Below are 16,375 nucleotides of genomic sequence, written 5' to 3'. Positions count from 1 at the left end.
TCAGATCGCTCAGTGCGGGGCGCGCGCAGCGCCGTCGGCATCGCTGGCGCCGGTTTCGCCAAGCCTGTGCTTGACGTCATCATATGCGCCGCTCACCGTTTCGGCCGCCTTCTCGATGGCGTCCTCCACCTGCTCCTTGCCGTCCTCGTAGAGGTCGCTGGCGATATGACCGGCCTCGCGGCGCAGGTCGTCAGACGCGCGGCCAACGAGCTTGTCCTCCTGCCGTGTGGGCGGCAGGGCGGCACCCAGTGCAGCGCCGGCAGCAAAGGCGAGCGCGCCGCCGATCAGGGGCTGCTCTTCAAGCAGCGCACCCAGCTGGCGCGTCAACTGATCGCTCGACTTCTGCATGGCCCGACCGACGTCCTTGGCGGCATGGGCCACATCTTCGGCCGCATGTTCCAGCCCGTGCCGGGCATCGTCGGCCCAGCCTTTGGCCTCGTCGATGAGGTTGCCCGCCTCGTCCTGGAACTTGTGCACGCGATAGCCGGACTCGTCGATGAAGCCGGCGTAAAGCTTACCCGCCTTGTCGACGAAATGTCCGAGGCGGTCACCGACTTCATTCGACTTGGCCTTGAGTTGCCCGGCTTCACCCGCGTCGAATTCGCTCCACCATTGGCCCTGCTCGTCGGCGGCGTGGCCGATACGCCTGACCTGCGACGAACTGCGGGCATAGGGATAGTCGGGGCGGACGGCACGCGACTGGTGTCGCGGCTGCATGGCCGGCTTGTTCTGCCCGGCAATCAGCCAGGTGAGGCCGACGCCCAGCAGGGCGGTTGCCATCGGGTTGTTGGTGACCGTAGTCCCCAAGTTGGCTGCGAACTGGCTGCCGCCCTTGGTGTGCGACAGGACCTCGTCCAGCAACTGCCCGGGAGACAGTCGGTCCTTGATGGCGTCGATCCGCGCTTCGACGCGGTGACGCTGTTCTTCGACTTCGCGCTCGACGCGGGCCGAATTGTTTTCGCTATCATGGCTCATGAAAGACTCTCCTCGACCACCTTGGCATCCGCGCGCAGCGAATGGGCGGTCCGTTTCATTTTGAGATGACTGGTGCGCACGTCATTGAGGCCGCGCTGGATCAGCGCCCAGGAAATGCCGCCGATCACCAGGGCAACGATCAGTGCACCAAGGAAATTGGCGACCGTTTCGCCCAGGCCCATCGCGACCAGAACCGCGGCGACGCCAGCCACCAGGGCTGTCAGCAGCACGCCGGTCGCGCCGATGGCGAGAACGGCACCGATGGCAAGATTGCGGCTGGCGCCAACCACTTGATCGATCTTCTCGCCCGCTTCGACGCTGGCCAGCTCGATCTCCTTGCGGAACAGTCCGGAGATATCCTGTACCAGTCCGCCCAGCAGATCGCTCAGCGAGGATCCATGATCACTTGCGCTCATCATGCCCTCCCGGTGCTGGGGTAAGCCGGAGCGTCCGTGCCTTCATTGGCAACTGGAGCGGAGCGCTCGTCCTCGCGCTTGGCCGAAGCCAGCACAAAGCGGCTGGCAGCGAAGCCGAGGAGGGCGGCTGCCCCCATGAATGCCACCGGCTGCTTGCGGCCGAAGTCCTGCGCCATGCCGACAAGGGCATCGACATCGTTGTCGCGTACCGTCTCGGAAATGCGGGAGGCGCTGTCTGCAATGGTGCGGGCATAGTCTGCGCCCGACGCATCGTTCTGCGTCAGGTCGTCGGCAACGCGGCGCATCGCCTCGGCAACGCCGCCGATCTGGCCAGCCAGCAGATCCTTCTGCTCTCCTGCCAGACCCTTGGCCTTGTGCGCGACATCATCAATGCGCGCATGTGCCTCGTGGGCAAGGTTGCCGGCGTCATGCGACACCTGAGTTGCCGCCTTGTCGAATTCGCTCTTGGCGGTTTCGACAACGGCCTCGGCGTCATGGACCAGAGTGTCTTTTGCCTCGGGCGGCAACACCTGCTGGTGCGGCCTCCCGGATGATGTGGAGGGGGTCGAATATTCGTTGGGCATCGGTCTCTCCATTGGGGGGCTTTCGTGCCGCTCAGTTGGCACGCTCGATGCGCTCTCAACCTCGCACGGTGGAGTGTGGTTCCATCGCGGCCCTTCCCCGAGACGAATTAAGCCGAACCGGCCGGGCGCCGCTCTTGCGACATCCGGACCGCGAAACGGCAATCGCGCTCCCGGAGGCAGGGCGCGCGAATACGGTCGAGAATTTGTGGGGAGGTGTGCCTGGTCCCGCAAGGACCGTCAGGCTAGATGCGAACCTTGACGGCCGCCGTGCTCATACGTTGGAAGCGCTCGGGCGCCTGCGTCGCGATCGGTTGGTCGCGATCCGATTTCGCTACCTTGCGCACGAACGGGTAGCGGGCGTCATGATAAAGCGCGAGTATCTCGAGCATGTCGAAACGATCTTCGTCGACTTCGAGAATGGTACCGGACGAATGCGACGGGTGCATGTCCTCCACGGCGAACTGAATGGCGAGAGCAGCACTGTCGAAGCCGCGAAACTGCAGGCCCTTGCCACGATGCCGTCCGCGCCCCTGGAACAGTCCGGCACGCGCGTCGTAGTCGATCTTCCGCGCCCGCTTCGTCTCAAGATCGCTCATGGACGTGCTCCGCGTTGATAAGAGGAATCGGGCGCCGGCAAAGCGGCGCCCGAAGACGTCCTAGAGGACCTGCAGATTGGTGGCCGAAACCTTGCCGTCACGACCGCTTTCGAGGTCGTAGCTGACCTTGTCGCCTTCATTGAGGCCCGAGATGCCAGCGCGTTCAAGCGCGGTCACGTGGACGAAAGCGTCCTTGCTGCCGTCGTCGGGGGAGATGAAGCCAAAACCCTTGGTGGAATTGAAGAACTTCACGGTGCCTTTGGTGGCCATTTTTTTTCACTTTCAAAGTGAGAGCGCGTCCAGTCGGACGCGACAAGTTACGCTCTGGCGACATGCCAAAGCGGACTACCGTTCACAATATCAAGTGATAGCCAAAGCGAACCGGCAGAGCCGGTCAGTCGAGATAGCGCGAGATCGCTGTAAAACGTGCACCCTATATGCGCCTTAAGTCACAGGAATACAACCGCTTGCGTCCGCTGCCCGGCTTCGGAGCCCTGCAGGCCACGGAAAAGCTGGAGAAATGACGCTCGGTCAGTCCGTTCGTGGCCCCTGGAGTTTGACGGCGAGGCCCGTGCGCACTCTTTCGTCGGCGGCGAGACAGATGCGCAGCGACATCACCGCGTCATCCATGTGCCGGCCGAGATCGAGATCTTCGGCAATCAACTCCTGGGGAGGATCGACACAGGCAGGGGCGGTCTTGCTTCCTACCTAGATAATGCCAAAATCATACCACTTGTCTGGCGGCCACGCGAGCTTGTGCCTATCGAGGACCTCGCGTGCTCGCGCCGGCTCTGCAAATCCGCGGGCACCCAGAATCAGCTTGGCGAATGGTATTTTATTGGTATTGTAAGAGGGTGGCTGGCCGTAGCCGGCTCCATGCTGTAGCTCAGCACAATGACGGCACGCTCCTGACGTGTCAGTCACGCGTCACGCAAGGGTCGAAGATGTCTGACGTCCAGCACGCCATTTTCAGCGCCGAGTCGGTCGTCTTGCCGCCAGGTGGTCCGTTGTACCTGCAGCTCAAGCGATGGATAGAGGACGCGATCCACTCGGGAGCCATCCAGCCGGGCGATGCCCTGCCATCGGAACGCGATCTCGCCCACAAGGTGGATGTATCGCGTGTCACGGTGCGCAAGGCTGTCCAGCAACTGGTCCGTGACGGCGTCCTGCTGCAGCGCCACGGCTCGGGTACCTTCGTCGCCACGCAAACCCACCGGGTCGAGCAATCGCTCAGTCAACTCACCTCGTTCGCCGACGACATGGCGCGGCGCGGCATGGCCGTCACCTCGGTCTGGCTCGACCGCGACATCTATGATCCGTCACCCGAGGAGACCGTGGCGCTCGGTCTCTCCTCTGGCGGCCAGGTGGCGCGCGTCTCGCGCCTGCGTATTTCGGACGGCATCCCGCTTGCCATCGAGCGTGCGGCGCTCTCGGCCGACATCCTTCCCGATCCGCAAAGGGTCGGCACCTCGCTCTACGCGCACCTCGACAGGAGCGGCAATCGGCCGGTTCGTGCCATCCAGCGCCTTCGGGCTGCCAGTCTTGGTCCCGCCGACGCAAAGCTGCTGGAACTGCCGGCGGGTGCTGCTGCTTTGCATATCGAACGGATTTCCTATCTCGCCTCGGGCCGCGTCATCGAGTTCACACGCTCGATCTATCGCGGCGATACCTATGATTTTGTCGCCGAGCTCCGCATCGGCAATCAGCAAGGAGACGGCCGCAAGTGACCAGTGCCACCTATATGCGTCAGGAGATCGAGGAGATTCCCCATGCGGTTGCGCGTTTGCTCGACTCCTCCCGCAACACGCTGATTGCCGGCGGCAAGACCCTGCGCGAATTCGATCCTGCCTCGGTCGTCACCATCGCCCGCGGCTCCTCGGATCACGCCTCCGCCTTCCTCAAATATGCCATCGAGCTGACTGCCGGTGTGCCGGTCGCATCGGTGGGCCCGTCGATCGTTTCGATCTATGGCAAGCAACTCAAGCTCGGCCGCTGCGCTACCATCGCAATCTCTCAGTCCGGCAAGAGCCCGGATATCGTGGCCATGGCGCAGTCGGCGCGGGCGGGCGGCGCATCGACATTTGCCATCACCAACACCCCTGGGTCGCCGCTCGCGGCGGCATCCGACGTCACCATCGATCTTGACGCCGGCGAAGAAAAAAGTGTCGCGGCCACCAAGACCTTCGTGTCATCGGTCGTCGCCGGGCTCGGGCTGATCGCGCACTGGCAGGAGGATGAAGGCCTGCTCGCCGCGCTTGAGGCGCTGCCGCAGCTATTTACCGAAGCCATCGCCTGCGACTGGTCGCCGCTGCTCGGCGCCTTGGACAAGCTCGACTCGCTCTATGTGCTGGGCCGTGGCCCGGCCCTCGCCATCGCCAACGAGGCCGCGCTCAAGTTCAAGGAAACCTGCGGCATGCACGCTGAGGCCTATAGTGCTGCAGAGGTGTTGCACGGTCCCGCCCGCATCGTCGAGCGCCACTTCCCGGTGCTTGCCCTCGCCGCCCGCGACGCGTCGGAAGCCTCTGTCGCCGAAGTGGCCCAGCAGCTCGCAGGGCAGGGGGCGCGGGTCTTCGTCACCTCCGTCAACGCTGTCGATGCCGAACGCCTGCCATTCGCCGCATCGGGGCACCCGGTCACCGACGCGCTGGCCCTGATCGTCTCGTTCTACGGCTTCGTCGAGGCGCTGTCGCGCCGTCGCGGCTTTGATCCCGATCATCCCCCTCATCTCAAGAAGGTAACGGAAACCATATGAGCAAGCTGGCTTTTTCCGGAGCCCGGATCTTCGACGGGTTCGAATGGCACGACGACATGGCACTCGTTGTCACCGACGGCCACGTCGAGGGCCTGATCGCCGCCAACTCGCCGACTGACGCCGAACGCGTGCCGGTCGACGGCATGATCGTACCCGGCTTCATCGACCTTCAGGTCAATGGCGGCGGCGGCGCTCTCCTCAACCATTCGCCCACACTGGATGCGATCCAGACCATCTGCATCGCCTTTGCCCAGTTCGGCACGACCGCCTGCCTGCCCACCTTGATCACCGACACACCCGCGCAGAATGATGCCGCGATTGCCGCCGGCGTCGAGGCCGCGGGCACCGTCCCGGGATTTCTCGGGTTGCACCTCGAAGGTCCGCATCTGTCCGTAGCCCGCAAGGGCGCCCATGACCCCGCTCTTATCCGTCCGATGGACGAGTCCGATATCCAGCGGCTCCTCGCTGCACGACAGAAGCTGCCCCACCTGCTGGTGACGGTGGCTGCCGAAACCGTGGGCCCCGAGCAGATAGCCCGTCTCACGGCAGCCGGAATTGTCGTTTCGATCGGCCATTCCGAGAGCACCTATGCCCAGGTGAAGGCCGCCGCTGACGCCGGCGCCACCATGGTGACGCACCTCTTTAATGCGCAAAGCCAGATCGGCAATCGTGAGCCCGGCGTCGTTGGCGCGGCCCTCGATATCGGCAGCCTCAGCGCCGGGCTCATCGCCGATGGCATCCACGTCCATGCCGCCTCCATCGGCGCCGCGTTGCGCGGCAAACGTGGCCCGGGGCACATCTTCATCGTCACGGACGCCATGCCGCTGACCGGCACGGACTTGCAGAGCTTCGACCTCACCGGTCAGATGGTCTATCGCAAGGATGGCGCGCTCCGGCTCGCGGACGGCACTCTGGCCGGTGCCGATCTCACCATGATCGGTGCCATCTCCTATCTGACCCGCGTGGTCGGTATTGAACTCGACGAAGCGCTGCGCATGGCATCGGTCTACCCGGCCGAGGCGATGCGACTTGGCTCAGAATACGGCAATCTTCGCCGCGGTGCCCGGGCCGATTTCGCCGTGCTGTCTCCAGCAATGACGGTGCAGGCAACTTATATCGACGGCCAGCAAAGATTTGCAGCCGGTACCTAGACATTGTGTCTGTTCGCCGACCTGCCAGCGCACTAAGGTTTCTCAGCCATTTGGGAGTGTGCAATGAAGATCGGCGTGCTTGGCACCGGTGTGGTCGGCCAGACCTTGGGGGCAAAGCTCGTCGCCCTTGGTCATGACGTGATGATGGGCGGCCGCTCCGCCGACAACGAGAAGGTTCAGGCCTTCGTCGCCCGCGCCGGCGGAAAACCGGGAAACTTCGCCGATGCAGCAGCTTACGGGGAGTTGCTGATTCACTGCACGCGTGGCGATACCGCCCTCGAGGTCCTGCGCCAGGCCGGGGCAGCCAACCTCGCCGGCAAGATCCTGGTCGATATCTCCAATCCGCTCGACTTCTCCAGGGGGTTTCCGCCGTCGCTGTCGATTTCCAACACGGATTCGCTCGGTGAACTGATCCAGCGGAGCTTCCCGGAGGCCCAGGTCGTCAAGACGCTCAATACCGTCACCGCTGCGGTGATGGTGGATCCGGCTATGATCCACGGCGCACATGCCGTCTTTGTCTCGGGCAATGACAAGCACGCCAAGGGCAAGGTCATGGATCTGCTGCGCAGCATTGGCTGGCAGCAGATCATCGATCTTGGCGATATCACGTCGGCCCGCGCCACCGAGCAGATGCTGCCCCTCTGGACCCGGCTTTACGGTGTCCTCGGCACCGGCGAATTCAACTTCGCCATCCTTAAGCGTTAGCCGCGCCCGATATAGGGCATGGTTGTCGCCATCACGGTCATGAACTGCACATTGGCCGCAAGCGGCAGTTCCGACATGTAGATGATGGCATTGACCACGTGCTTCACGTCGAAGGTCGGTTCCGGCAGCATGGTACCGTTCGCCTGCAGTGAGCCGCTGGTCATTGATGCGGTCATGTCCGTCGCTGTGTTGCCGATATCGATCTGGCCGCAGGCGATGTTGTATGCCCGGCCGTCCAGCGAGATCGCCTTGGTCAGCCCGGTAATGGCGTGCTTGGTCGCGGTGTAGGCCGCGGCCCCGGGGCGGGGCGTATAGGCCGAGATTGAGCCGTTGTTGATGATCCGTCCGCCCTGCGGTTGCTGATCCCGCATTGCCCGAAACGCCTCGCGCGCCACATAGAAGGCGCCGTTCAGGTTGACGTCGACCATGCCTTGCCATGTGGCGATGTCGATATCGCCGAACGAGGCCTGCGGCGCGAAACGCCCGGCATTGTTGAAGACCACGTCCACCCGGCCGAGCTTTGCCACCACATCCGAGAAGAACCGATGCACTGCGGCCGGATCGGCAACGTCGCACACCGCATGATAGGCGGCGCCGGCGACCTTGGCCGTCTCTTCAAGCTCGGCCTCGCGGCGACCCAGGATGGCGACGCGGAACCCCGCCTTGGCCAGGCCGATGGCTGTAGCCCGCCCGATCCCCGAAGTGGCCCCGCTGACCACCACAACCTTACCTTCAGACATGGAACCCTCTCTCTTGTGCGACGCGGCCGACCATGACCACGGGCAGCCGATAATGCAATTGCGGTCAGAGTTCGGCGCCACTAGGAAGGTACCTACTTTCGACCTAGACCCGCGAGTATGTGGCCCACCGATGAGTAAGATCGACGATCTGATGCAGCAGGGACTGCAATTGCACCAGTCGGGCCGTATCGCCGAAGCGGAGGCGATCTATTCCAAGGTCCTGTCCAGACAGCCCAGCCATCCGGCGGCCAACCATCTCGGCGGACTGGCGCTGCTGCAGCGCGGTGACGCCGCCGGCGCGATCGCCCGCCTGCAACGCGCCGTGCGGATGCGTAGCAACGATCCCGACTATCTTGGCAATCTGGGCACCGCGCTCAACAGCGCAGGACGGGCGGCCGAGGCCGTAGAGGCTTTCGACAAGGCAATCGGCCTTCGTTCGCAGAGTCCCGGGTTCCTCAACAATCGCGGCATGGCCCTCAAATCACTGTCGCGCTTTGACGAGTCCATCGCCTCTTTCCGCTTGGCCATCCAGTTGGCACCCAGCGAAGCGGGCTTTCATCGCAACCTCGCCAATACCTTGGCCGCGCTGGGCGACTGGCACGGCGCCGCCGATGCCTATCGCCGCGCACTGCAGTTCCGCCCCAACTTCCCCAACGCCCTGACCGGCCTCTGCAACGCCCTTGAAGGTCTCCAGCAGCGCCAGCAGGCGATCGCCGTTGCAGCAGACTACGCTGCGCGTTTCCCCGCCGAATCCGAAATCTGGCGGGCACTGGGGCGGGCACATTGGCTGGCCGGTGATCCGGGGCAGGCAGCAAATGCCTATCGCCGCGCCATTCTCGCCAGTCCCGCAGACGCCGAAGCCCACCGCATGCTCGGCCTCATTGTTCCGCGCGTCTCCGCCGACGACCCCGAGGTGGCCGCGGTCAACGATCTTCTGGCCCACCCCGATCTGTCGGCTGATCAGCGTGCCCAACTTGAGTTTACGCTCGGCCAAGCTTGCTCCGACGCTGGCGATGGCGCCGAGGCATTGGCCGCTTTCCAATCTGCCAATGCTCGCGTCCGGGAGCACCGTCCGTTTGACCTTGCCGCGGCTGAGGCGCGCGCAGCCGCCCTCCGGCAGGCCTTCGTTTCTCTTGATGACTCAGATGTGCCGGAACTCCGTCCGGCCAATGGCCCCATCTTCATTGTCGGCCTCCCCCGCTCAGGCAAGACCACACTGGAAGGCATGCTGGCCCAGCACCCCGAACTGTTCCCCGCCGGCGAACTCCCGGTGCTCGCAAATGTGGCAGCGGCCTTGGGCAATGATGGCAAGGATTCGGCAGCCGCTGCCTCGATCGGGCTGGCCACGGAACTCGGCCGTCGTTACCTCGCCATGGCCGAACGGCTCGCTCCGGGCCGCCGCATCATCGATACCATGCCCAACAATCTCTGGCTGGTTGGTGCCATCCGCCTGGCCATGCCCGCCGCCCGCGTCATCTCCTGCCACCGGTCCCCCCAACACCTGGCCGCAGCAATGCACCAGAAGTACTTCGCCTTGTCCGGAAACGAATATGCCTGCGATCTGGCGGACGCCCTGGCCTTTGCAAGGCTCAACGCCGATCTGCAGAGCTTCTGGAACCGCCGGTTTCCCGGCTTCATGAGCACTTTCGACGTTTCCAACTTCGGCAACGACGCAGGTCGCGCAATGCAGCAGGTCGCCGATCACCTGGGCCTCACATCGTTGCCGGACATAGCGGAGCCGTTCATCTCGGAGCCGCGGCTCGTCTCGTCGCCGCCACCGCGCGATGCAGCCTCGCCGGCAATCCTGGCGGCTATTGCCGCGCTTGACCTGCCCTGAGCCCCCTCTGTTAACCGCCCGTAGACGCGGGTTAACAGGAGGTTTCCAAAGCTGTGTTGAATCTGCAACATCCATATCGCAACCACATTGCTGCCACGTCTTTTGGGCTTTCCGTCGTTGCGAACCCCGTCAGCATGCGTATGGTTGGTCTTGCGAATCCATGCATGGGATCGTTTGTCGGTCGCAACGCGACGACAACACACACTTACAAGTGTGGTCGCGTTTCGACAAACCGCCGGGCAACCGGTTCAAAGAATGACTGACTTTGGAGGTCAACAATGAAGATTCGGAGCCTAGTTCTTGGTTCTGTGGCTGCCGCCGGTCTCTCGACCGCAGGCTACGCAGCTGATTTGGGTGTTCTGACGTCGCTCGACGTTTGCGACTCCCTCGGCCTTTCCGGCCTGACGATCTCGTCCGACACCAACTGCCTGCAGATCTCTGGCGGCGTCGAGTACGAATTCAAGTGGGGCGACTACGCTCCGGGCACTGTGCTCGTTACGACCGCTGCTGGCGCGTTCAACGTGGCCGATGATGCGATCGTGCCCCCCACTGGCGAAAACCTTGATTGGGAATCCAAGCTGAAGGCTTGGGTCAGGTTCGTCGGTACGGCTTCGTCTGATTTTGGTCCGGCTAGCGCCGTGATCAAGCTGCAGCAGAAGCAGTACTCGCTCGTCACCAATGAAGGTGTTGTTGGCGGTGGCTTGACAGCAGCAACCAGCAGCGGTTCGGCTAACGCTGGTGTTGTCCTCGACGAAGCCTATGTTTCTGTCGGCGATACGACTGTGATCATGGCTGGTAAGAAGGGCTCGATCATGAAGATGGGCGAAGACGCCCCTCTGAACTTCCTCGGTCTGTTCAATTCCGAAAAGGTTGATACGGGCGTGAAGTGGGGCGGCGGCGCTGCTCTTGCTGCCGGCGCTCTCGGCGACGGCGGCCATGTGATCCAGATCGCTTCCGATCTCGGCAACGGTGTGTCGGTTGCTGCTGGCTTGGAAAAGCTCGACCTGACCGGCACCAACATTGCTGGCGCTGGTACGGCCGTTGGCGTGATCTCTTATGCTGGTGACGGCATTGCGGCTCACCTGACCGTTGTTGCTGGTGGTGTGCTTGACGGCACTGTCGAGAACTGGGGTTACCACGCTGGTTTCGCCGGTACCTTCGACATGTTCAAGTTCGTTGCCGCTATCGCCGGTGACAACACGGGCTACTGGAATGGTCTCGCGTCGGCTTCCGCCACGTTCGACATGTTCACGCTCGCTGCTTCGGTTGAGGCCGCAAACACTGTCGGTGGCCAGGACTACGGCTTTGGTGTTTCGGGCTCGGCTGCTGTGACCGATACTGTCACCATCAATCTTGGTGGTCGTTGGTATCACGATGCATCTGCCGCTAACGACGCATATCAGGTCGCTGCTCAGCTCGTTGCTGCCGTCACTGAGACCATCACTATCACCGGTGAAGTTGGCCTCTACGACTCGACTGCCAACCTGACTTCGGACACCTACTACGGTGCGGCTACCGTTGCTTGGGCTCCGGGCGGTGGTTTCACCACCTCGCTCAAGGGCGAAGCCTACTCGAATGGCGCTTACAAGGCGACCTTCAAGGCTGCCAAGTCCTTCCAGTAAGCCTTACCGCTTACACGGACATCAGGAGGCCCGGCGCAAGCCGGGCCTTTCTGTTTCTAGGGCATAGGTTCCTGCAATCTCTTTGGCCGACCGTGCGGCTTCAGACTGCATTCATCTTTCAAACGCCTATCTCCAGCAATGCACCCAGAACTCTTCGGATAACAAAGAGTTGGCGCCCTTTTCCGAGTCAGAGGAAACGGGTAAGGGTCGGACTCGCGGGCGGACACAGCGAACAGAGGCGACATGAACGGCATCATTCTGCGTTGGGGCGTTCCGGCATTGCTCACCGTTGTCGGGGGTACGTTTACTGCGGTGCTGTCCACCGGCGCCACGATGACCGCCGACCTGACCGCTCGAAGCGTAAGCGCAACCGCTGCCGATTTCCCCTGGGCCGATATCCGATTTGATGGCCGCGATGCGGTGCTCTCCGGCACGGCAACCGACGCCGGCACCATAGCCGCTGCCGCGTCGCGCCTTTCCGAACTGTACGGCGTCCGATCTGTCTCCAGCGACGATGTGATCCTGGCCGAGTTCGTCAGCCCGTTTCCATTTGCCGCCACCGTGTCGAACGGGCAGATGTCGCTCTCCGGCGGTGTGCCTGACGAAACGGCCCATGCCGAAATCCTGCTTGCCAGCGGCGGCGCGGAGGACAAGCTCCGGCTGATGTCGGGCGTTCCGGATCGTACAAAATGGCGTAGCGCCACAAGTTATGCGCTTGAACTGGCGCAGCAATTTGATGCTGGCGAGATCGAGATCGCCGACCTCGCAGTTCAGGTGTCCGGGCGCGCCAGATCGGCTCGTGCCTTCGATGCCGCCCAGAAATTGCTGGCCTCACCGCCGGCAGGGGTTGAATTGAAGAGCGCTGCTGTCACGCCCGCTCTGGCCAGTCCCTATGACTGGATTGCCACCTTCGACGGCAATAGGCTCGAGATATCCGGTTACAAGCCCGACGAGTCGTTCGTTGATCGCTTGAAGATCGCTGACATCGCCGGGCGGCCCGTCTCGACCAGCATGCTGCTGGCTTCAGGTGCCCCTGCAGGATTTGAAGACAACGCCGTGTTGCTGCTGCAGAATCTGATGCAGCTGGAATATGGCGAGGCGCGCATCTCCGATGCTGATCTGTCGCTCGTCGGCGCACCGGCAGATGCCGCAATCGCCGAAAGTGTGCGGCTTGCCATGACGCCCAGCGGCGCAGCGGTGTCGCTCGAACCACCCAAGATCAACGAGTTCATCCTCGAAGCGGCCATCGTCGGTGGCAAGATCAAGCTGGACGGCTTCCTGCCTGACCAGTCGACTTTGGATCGTCTGGCCGGGGATAAGGATGTCGATGCCACCGGCGTCGAGTTGGCTCGCGGCGCGCCGGAGCGTTTCCAGTCCGGGCTCGACTTTGCCATCGATGCCCTGCGGCTGATGAGCGAGGGCAGCGTCCGGCTCGAGGGCACTAGCATCTCGTTGTCCGGTCGTGCATCTACGCTCCGCGATTTCCACGAGTTGCAGACGACTCTCAACCTGGGAGCACCGCAGGGGCTCATTCTGAGGCACGCGGACGTTCTCCCCCCGATGGCGTCGCCCTTCACCTGGACGGCGGTGAAAACGAACGGCAACACCATCAATCTCTCCGGCTACGTGCCCGACGAGGCCGCGCAGGTTGCGCAGCACGAGGCCGCGCCGATCGGGGCGGATACGGCCAGCATCGCCGATGGCGAACCCGATGATTTCGTGCGCCTCAGCGTCGCGGCGCTCGACGTGCTTGAACTGCTCGACACCGGCAAGGTCGTCTATGATGGGTCGGTGTGGTCCATCAGCGGTGCCGTCGACTCGGCCCAGAAGGGTTTTGCCGCCCAGTCAGCCTTCACCGCGGCCGGTCTGCATGCAGCCGGCTGGAGCTATTCGGTCGATCTGCCCAAGCCGTCCGCCACTGCGGCGCTCCCGGTCATCGAACCCTACACCTGGCGGGCCCAGAAGGCTGCCGACGGCACCGTCACGTTTGCTGGCTTCCTGCCCACCGACATCCTCAAGCGTTTCCTCGCCAATCGTGTCGGCGCAAAGCTCAAGGACAATTCGGCGCTGGGCGCAGGCGCACCCGAAGGCTTCATTGGTGAAGCGCTTGCCGGGCTTGATGCTCTGCTTGGCCTTCAGGAAGGAGCCTTGAGCTTTGCTGGCGACAGCTGGACACTATCCGGACTGACGGCCACTGGCGCAGAGCGCGCCCGTATTCAGGATGCCCTGGTCGCCGCCGTCGACGAAGACAAATGGCAGATCACCGTCCAGGCCAAAGACGCTGCGCCTGTCGTCTCGCCGTTCACCTGGTCGGCGGTCAAGGGCGACAACGGCCGCATCTCGCTCTCGGGCTATGTCACGACCGACGAGTTGCGTCGGTTTGTGGCGGTACGGGCAGGGGACGTTGTTTCGGATACCACAGAACTCGCCTCGGGCGAGCCGGCCGGTTTCATGGCCGACGTCCTCGCCGGGCTCGAGGCTATTGGCCATCTGCGCTCCGGCTCTGTCACTTTCGACGGCACGACCTTTAGCCTGACCGGAGTTCCAGCCACGACCGCCGATCGCGACGCGGCGCTCGCCGCGTTGTCTTCGGCCACCGATGGCGGCAGCGCCTGGTCGAAGGATCTGGCCACCCCCGCGGCACCGGTGGCGGAACCAGAACCCCCGCTGGTTAAGCTGCTACCGGAGCCAGCGGCAATCGAGCCGGAGCCGGAGCCGGTGGCTGAGCCGGTGCCGGAAACGGCCGTGCAAGCGGTGGAACCCGCAGCGCCGGCCACCGCTGACCAACCCGCTGCCCGAGATACTGTCTTCAGTGCCACCAAGCTCCGCGGCGCACCGATCGAACTCTCCGGCAAGGTGCCGGCTGACGCGGCCCGCCGCTACTTTGGTGTCATTGCCGGCGGGGTGCCCACCGATGGCATGACCGTCAGCAGCGATTTGCCGGCCGGTTTCATCAACGGTGCCATTGCCGGCATCCGTACGCTGGATCTGCTCGAACTGGGGACGCTTGCGTTCGATGGTGCATCCTGGGCGATCAGCGGCGAGGCAACCAATGACGAGAAGCGGAGGGCGGCGCTCAGCGAGCTGTCGTCGGAGCCCGCAACCGGCGCGTGGCAAACCAGCATCACCTTGCTGCCGCAAATCGAACTCTGCAGGGATACGGTGGCGGCCCTTGCGGCGCGCAATGCCATCCTCTTCCAGTCGGGTAGCGCCAGGATCACCGATGACTCGGCTCCCGCCCTGGACGAACTGGCCGCCGATCTCATGGCCTGTCCCAATGCCACCGTTCACGTCGAAGGACACACCGACTCCGACGGCGACGAAGCGCTCAATTTGGCGCTATCGGTGTCGCGAGCCGAGGCCGTCGTCGAGGCCCTGATCGCACGCGGCGTCGGCTACGAGCGGCTGTATGCCATTGGCTATGGCGAAAGCCTGCCGGTTGAAAGCAACGATACGCGGGCCGGCAAACAGGCCAACCGGCGCATTGCTTTCACCATCCTCGATCAGGATGAGTAGGTTCAGTCATGTCGTTGGATTCACTGGTTTATCTTGTTGAATACGACTGGCCCTTCCTCTTGGCAGCGTTTGCCGTCGGGCTGGTAACGGGCTGGCTCAGCCTGTCGCGGAAGAGCTGAACCGGATGATGAACGCTCCTCTGTTGTTTGAGACTGCATTGCTCATGCTGGCCGCCTTCCTGGCTGGCGCAACCATCGGGTTGGTTGCCCGCCGGTTACTGGCCCGCCCGAAAACCCAGGCAACGGCGACGGCCGCCGCGGCATCCGCGCCGGCGGTGACAACCACCCCGCAACTGGTCACGGCCCCCGAAATAGCGCCGATCGCCGGTCGTCCCACGCCGGCAGATCGCATCGCCGCAGCCTCGGCCGGCACCTCCAAGCCGGTGGTGACTGCCTCCGGCATGTCGTCCTCCGTTGTCATGCCCAAGGTGACATTGCCCGAGCCGAAGGCCATCGAACCGTCACGGGTCGCCGGAGAGACCGTTTCCGGGCGCCACATCGACAACCCGGAGCATGTGCCGCCGGCAGACGGCTCGCAAAACACTCCGTTGGCCGCATCGTCGGAGCCAGCGGCGGCAGCCGCCCCGACCGACAATGGCCATTCCAATACCGAAATCGAGCAGGCGAAGCCCGCGGACGATCAGACAGAGGCACCAGCGGCGAAAGCGCCTGCTGCGCCTGCAACATCTCCCGCCGAGTCCGTTGCCGGTACGGAAGATAATGGCGAATCTCGGCTGCCGGTCGAGGCGCGGCATGAGCCGGGCATCAAGCCTGACGACTTCCGGGTCCTCGAAGGCCCTGAGGAAGTTGCCGCCGAATTGCAGGATGTGCACGAGACCGACACTCCGGGCGTGGCGCCCGATGTCGCTGCCGAAATGCCCCTGGTTGAGCCGGTCTTCGAGCGCGACGAGGATGAGGGGGCTGTCGAGGCGGACACGGAGGACGAACCCGCTCCGGCCGGCCCCACGACTGCACCAGTTCGCGCCGAAGATATCGCATCAACGGTCAATGACGAGCTCGCGGCCATGCGCGCCATTGAAGGCGGCTGGACCCCGACCCAGCCTGTCAGTGCCCGCCAGCCAGCCGACCTGCCCGAGGGTGTGACGGTCGAAGACGTGGTCGCTGCCGATACCGCCGTCGAAAAATCTGCCGCCGCCGTTGCCAATGCGACAGCCCGTGCCACCTCCGTCCTCAACGAGATCGCCCCGACTGAGAAACAGTTGGATGGCCCGCCCGGCCGCCCCCAGGCGCTGAAGCAGGCCCGCGATGGCGGCAAGGATGACTTGGGCAGGATCAAGGGAGTAGCCCCGGCCATCGAGTCGTCACTCAACGGTCTCGGCATCTTCCACTTCGATCAGATTGCCGGCTGGGATGACAAGTCGGTCGCCTGGGTGGAAAGCCATTTCGGCTTCAAGGGCCGCATCGCCCGCGAGCAGTGGCAAGAACAGGCGCGGGAACTGGCGCGAAAGTCCACCTGAGAGT

Annotated in this window: 14 protein-coding genes and 1 pseudogene; 8 read left to right on the top strand and 7 right to left on the bottom strand. The window is 63.6% G+C overall.

The features are described 5' to 3' along the window. Window positions 1-9: 9 nt before the first annotated feature. The 6 genes and pseudogenes from AC0L4C_RS16550 to AC0L4C_RS16525 all read right to left on the bottom strand — a co-directional run. Complete coding sequence (locus tag AC0L4C_RS16550; protein WP_473400803.1) at window positions 10-975, bottom strand: nutrient deprivation-induced protein; 966 nt, start codon at window positions 973-975, stop codon at window positions 10-12. Further along, window positions 972-1,391 carry a phage holin family protein gene (locus AC0L4C_RS16545; protein WP_473403541.1) on the bottom strand — a complete coding sequence of 140 codons (420 nt, stop codon included), beginning with the start codon at window positions 1,389-1,391 and terminating at the stop codon, window positions 972-974. The genes AC0L4C_RS16550 and AC0L4C_RS16545 overlap by 4 nt, the downstream gene beginning before the upstream one ends. Then, a complete protein-coding gene (locus AC0L4C_RS16540) occupies window positions 1,391-1,975 on the bottom strand; it encodes a hypothetical protein (protein ID WP_473400802.1) in 585 nt (194 codons plus the stop codon). Before AC0L4C_RS16540 ends, AC0L4C_RS16545 begins: the two co-directional genes overlap by 1 nt. A gap of 242 nt (window positions 1,976-2,217) precedes the next feature. Then, complete coding sequence (locus AC0L4C_RS16535; RefSeq protein WP_473400801.1) at window positions 2,218-2,571, bottom strand: hypothetical protein; 354 nt, start codon at window positions 2,569-2,571, stop codon at window positions 2,218-2,220. A 60-nt stretch (window positions 2,572-2,631) separates the two neighbouring features. Beyond that, the gene (locus AC0L4C_RS16530; protein ID WP_473400800.1) at window positions 2,632-2,841 is read right to left on the bottom strand and encodes a cold-shock protein; all 210 of its coding nucleotides are present in this window, start codon (window positions 2,839-2,841) and stop codon (window positions 2,632-2,634) included. A 261-nt stretch (window positions 2,842-3,102) separates the two neighbouring features. Beyond that, window positions 3,103-3,231 (bottom strand): annotated as a pseudogene (locus AC0L4C_RS16525) (gfo/Idh/MocA family oxidoreductase); the annotation flags it as partial. A gap of 284 nt (window positions 3,232-3,515) precedes the next feature. Here AC0L4C_RS16525 and AC0L4C_RS16520 point away from each other — a divergent pair. From AC0L4C_RS16520 to AC0L4C_RS16505, 4 genes are all read left to right on the top strand, one after another. After that, window positions 3,516-4,298 carry a GntR family transcriptional regulator gene (locus AC0L4C_RS16520; protein ID WP_473400799.1) on the top strand — a complete coding sequence of 261 codons (783 nt, stop codon included), beginning with the start codon at window positions 3,516-3,518 and terminating at the stop codon, window positions 4,296-4,298. A gap of 14 nt (window positions 4,299-4,312) precedes the next feature. Continuing rightward, the gene (locus AC0L4C_RS16515; RefSeq protein ID WP_473403539.1) at window positions 4,313-5,323 is read left to right on the top strand and encodes an SIS domain-containing protein; all 1,011 of its coding nucleotides are present in this window, start codon (window positions 4,313-4,315) and stop codon (window positions 5,321-5,323) included. Beyond that, window positions 5,320-6,474, top strand: a complete 1,155-nt coding sequence (gene nagA / locus AC0L4C_RS16510) for an N-acetylglucosamine-6-phosphate deacetylase (RefSeq protein ID WP_473400798.1) — start codon at window positions 5,320-5,322, stop codon at window positions 6,472-6,474. The genes AC0L4C_RS16515 and nagA overlap by 4 nt, the downstream gene beginning before the upstream one ends. A gap of 63 nt (window positions 6,475-6,537) precedes the next feature. Next, window positions 6,538-7,179: an NADPH-dependent F420 reductase gene (locus AC0L4C_RS16505; protein WP_473400797.1), complete on the top strand. Its 642-nt coding sequence runs from the start codon at window positions 6,538-6,540 to the stop codon at window positions 7,177-7,179. Here the strand turns inward: AC0L4C_RS16505 and AC0L4C_RS16500 are convergent. Next, window positions 7,176-7,919: an SDR family oxidoreductase gene (locus AC0L4C_RS16500; protein ID WP_473400795.1), complete on the bottom strand. Its 744-nt coding sequence runs from the start codon at window positions 7,917-7,919 to the stop codon at window positions 7,176-7,178. The genes AC0L4C_RS16505 and AC0L4C_RS16500 overlap by 4 nt on opposite strands. Between AC0L4C_RS16500 and AC0L4C_RS16495 the strand changes: the two genes are divergently transcribed. From AC0L4C_RS16495 to AC0L4C_RS16480, 4 genes are all read left to right on the top strand, one after another. After that, complete coding sequence (locus AC0L4C_RS16495) at window positions 7,882-9,756, top strand: tetratricopeptide repeat protein (protein WP_473400794.1); 1,875 nt, start codon at window positions 7,882-7,884, stop codon at window positions 9,754-9,756. The two genes, AC0L4C_RS16500 and AC0L4C_RS16495, sit on opposite strands and share 38 nt — an antisense overlap. Before the next feature lie 278 nt (window positions 9,757-10,034). After that, the gene (locus AC0L4C_RS16490; protein WP_473400793.1) at window positions 10,035-11,378 is read left to right on the top strand and encodes a hypothetical protein; all 1,344 of its coding nucleotides are present in this window, start codon (window positions 10,035-10,037) and stop codon (window positions 11,376-11,378) included. A gap of 243 nt (window positions 11,379-11,621) precedes the next feature. Continuing rightward, entirely contained in the window at window positions 11,622-14,894 is a 3,273-nt protein-coding gene (locus AC0L4C_RS16485; protein ID WP_473400792.1) for an OmpA family protein, read from the top strand. Between the two features lie 124 nt (window positions 14,895-15,018). Further along, window positions 15,019-16,371 (top strand): hypothetical protein, encoded by a 1,353-nt coding sequence (locus tag AC0L4C_RS16480; protein WP_473400790.1) that lies wholly within the window; start codon window positions 15,019-15,021, stop codon window positions 16,369-16,371. Window positions 16,372-16,375: the final 4 nt, after the last annotated feature.

The organism is Devosia sp. J20-27 (assembly GCF_055808595.1).
This window is presented reverse-complemented; position numbering and strand designations above follow the sequence as displayed.

Coding starts and splice junctions, on each gene's coding strand:
- AC0L4C_RS16550 (WP_473400803.1), bottom strand. CDS start 975: ATGAGCCATGATAGCGAAAACAATTCGGCCCGCGTCGAGCGCGAAGTC.
- AC0L4C_RS16545 (WP_473403541.1), bottom strand. CDS start 1,391: ATGAGCGCAAGTGATCATGGATCCTCGCTGAGCGATCTGCTGGGCGGA.
- AC0L4C_RS16540 (WP_473400802.1), bottom strand. CDS start 1,975: ATGCCCAACGAATATTCGACCCCCTCCACATCATCCGGGAGGCCGCAC.
- AC0L4C_RS16535 (WP_473400801.1), bottom strand. CDS start 2,571: ATGAGCGATCTTGAGACGAAGCGGGCGCGGAAGATCGACTACGACGCG.
- AC0L4C_RS16530 (WP_473400800.1), bottom strand. CDS start 2,841: ATGGCCACCAAAGGCACCGTGAAGTTCTTCAATTCCACCAAGGGTTTT.
- AC0L4C_RS16520 (WP_473400799.1), top strand. CDS start 3,516: ATGTCTGACGTCCAGCACGCCATTTTCAGCGCCGAGTCGGTCGTCTTG.
- AC0L4C_RS16515 (WP_473403539.1), top strand. CDS start 4,313: ATGCGTCAGGAGATCGAGGAGATTCCCCATGCGGTTGCGCGTTTGCTC.
- nagA (WP_473400798.1), top strand. CDS start 5,320: ATGAGCAAGCTGGCTTTTTCCGGAGCCCGGATCTTCGACGGGTTCGAA.
- AC0L4C_RS16505 (WP_473400797.1), top strand. CDS start 6,538: ATGAAGATCGGCGTGCTTGGCACCGGTGTGGTCGGCCAGACCTTGGGG.
- AC0L4C_RS16500 (WP_473400795.1), bottom strand. CDS start 7,919: ATGTCTGAAGGTAAGGTTGTGGTGGTCAGCGGGGCCACTTCGGGGATC.
- AC0L4C_RS16490 (WP_473400793.1), top strand. CDS start 10,035: ATGAAGATTCGGAGCCTAGTTCTTGGTTCTGTGGCTGCCGCCGGTCTC.
- AC0L4C_RS16485 (WP_473400792.1), top strand. CDS start 11,622: ATGAACGGCATCATTCTGCGTTGGGGCGTTCCGGCATTGCTCACCGTT.
- AC0L4C_RS16480 (WP_473400790.1), top strand. CDS start 15,019: ATGATGAACGCTCCTCTGTTGTTTGAGACTGCATTGCTCATGCTGGCC.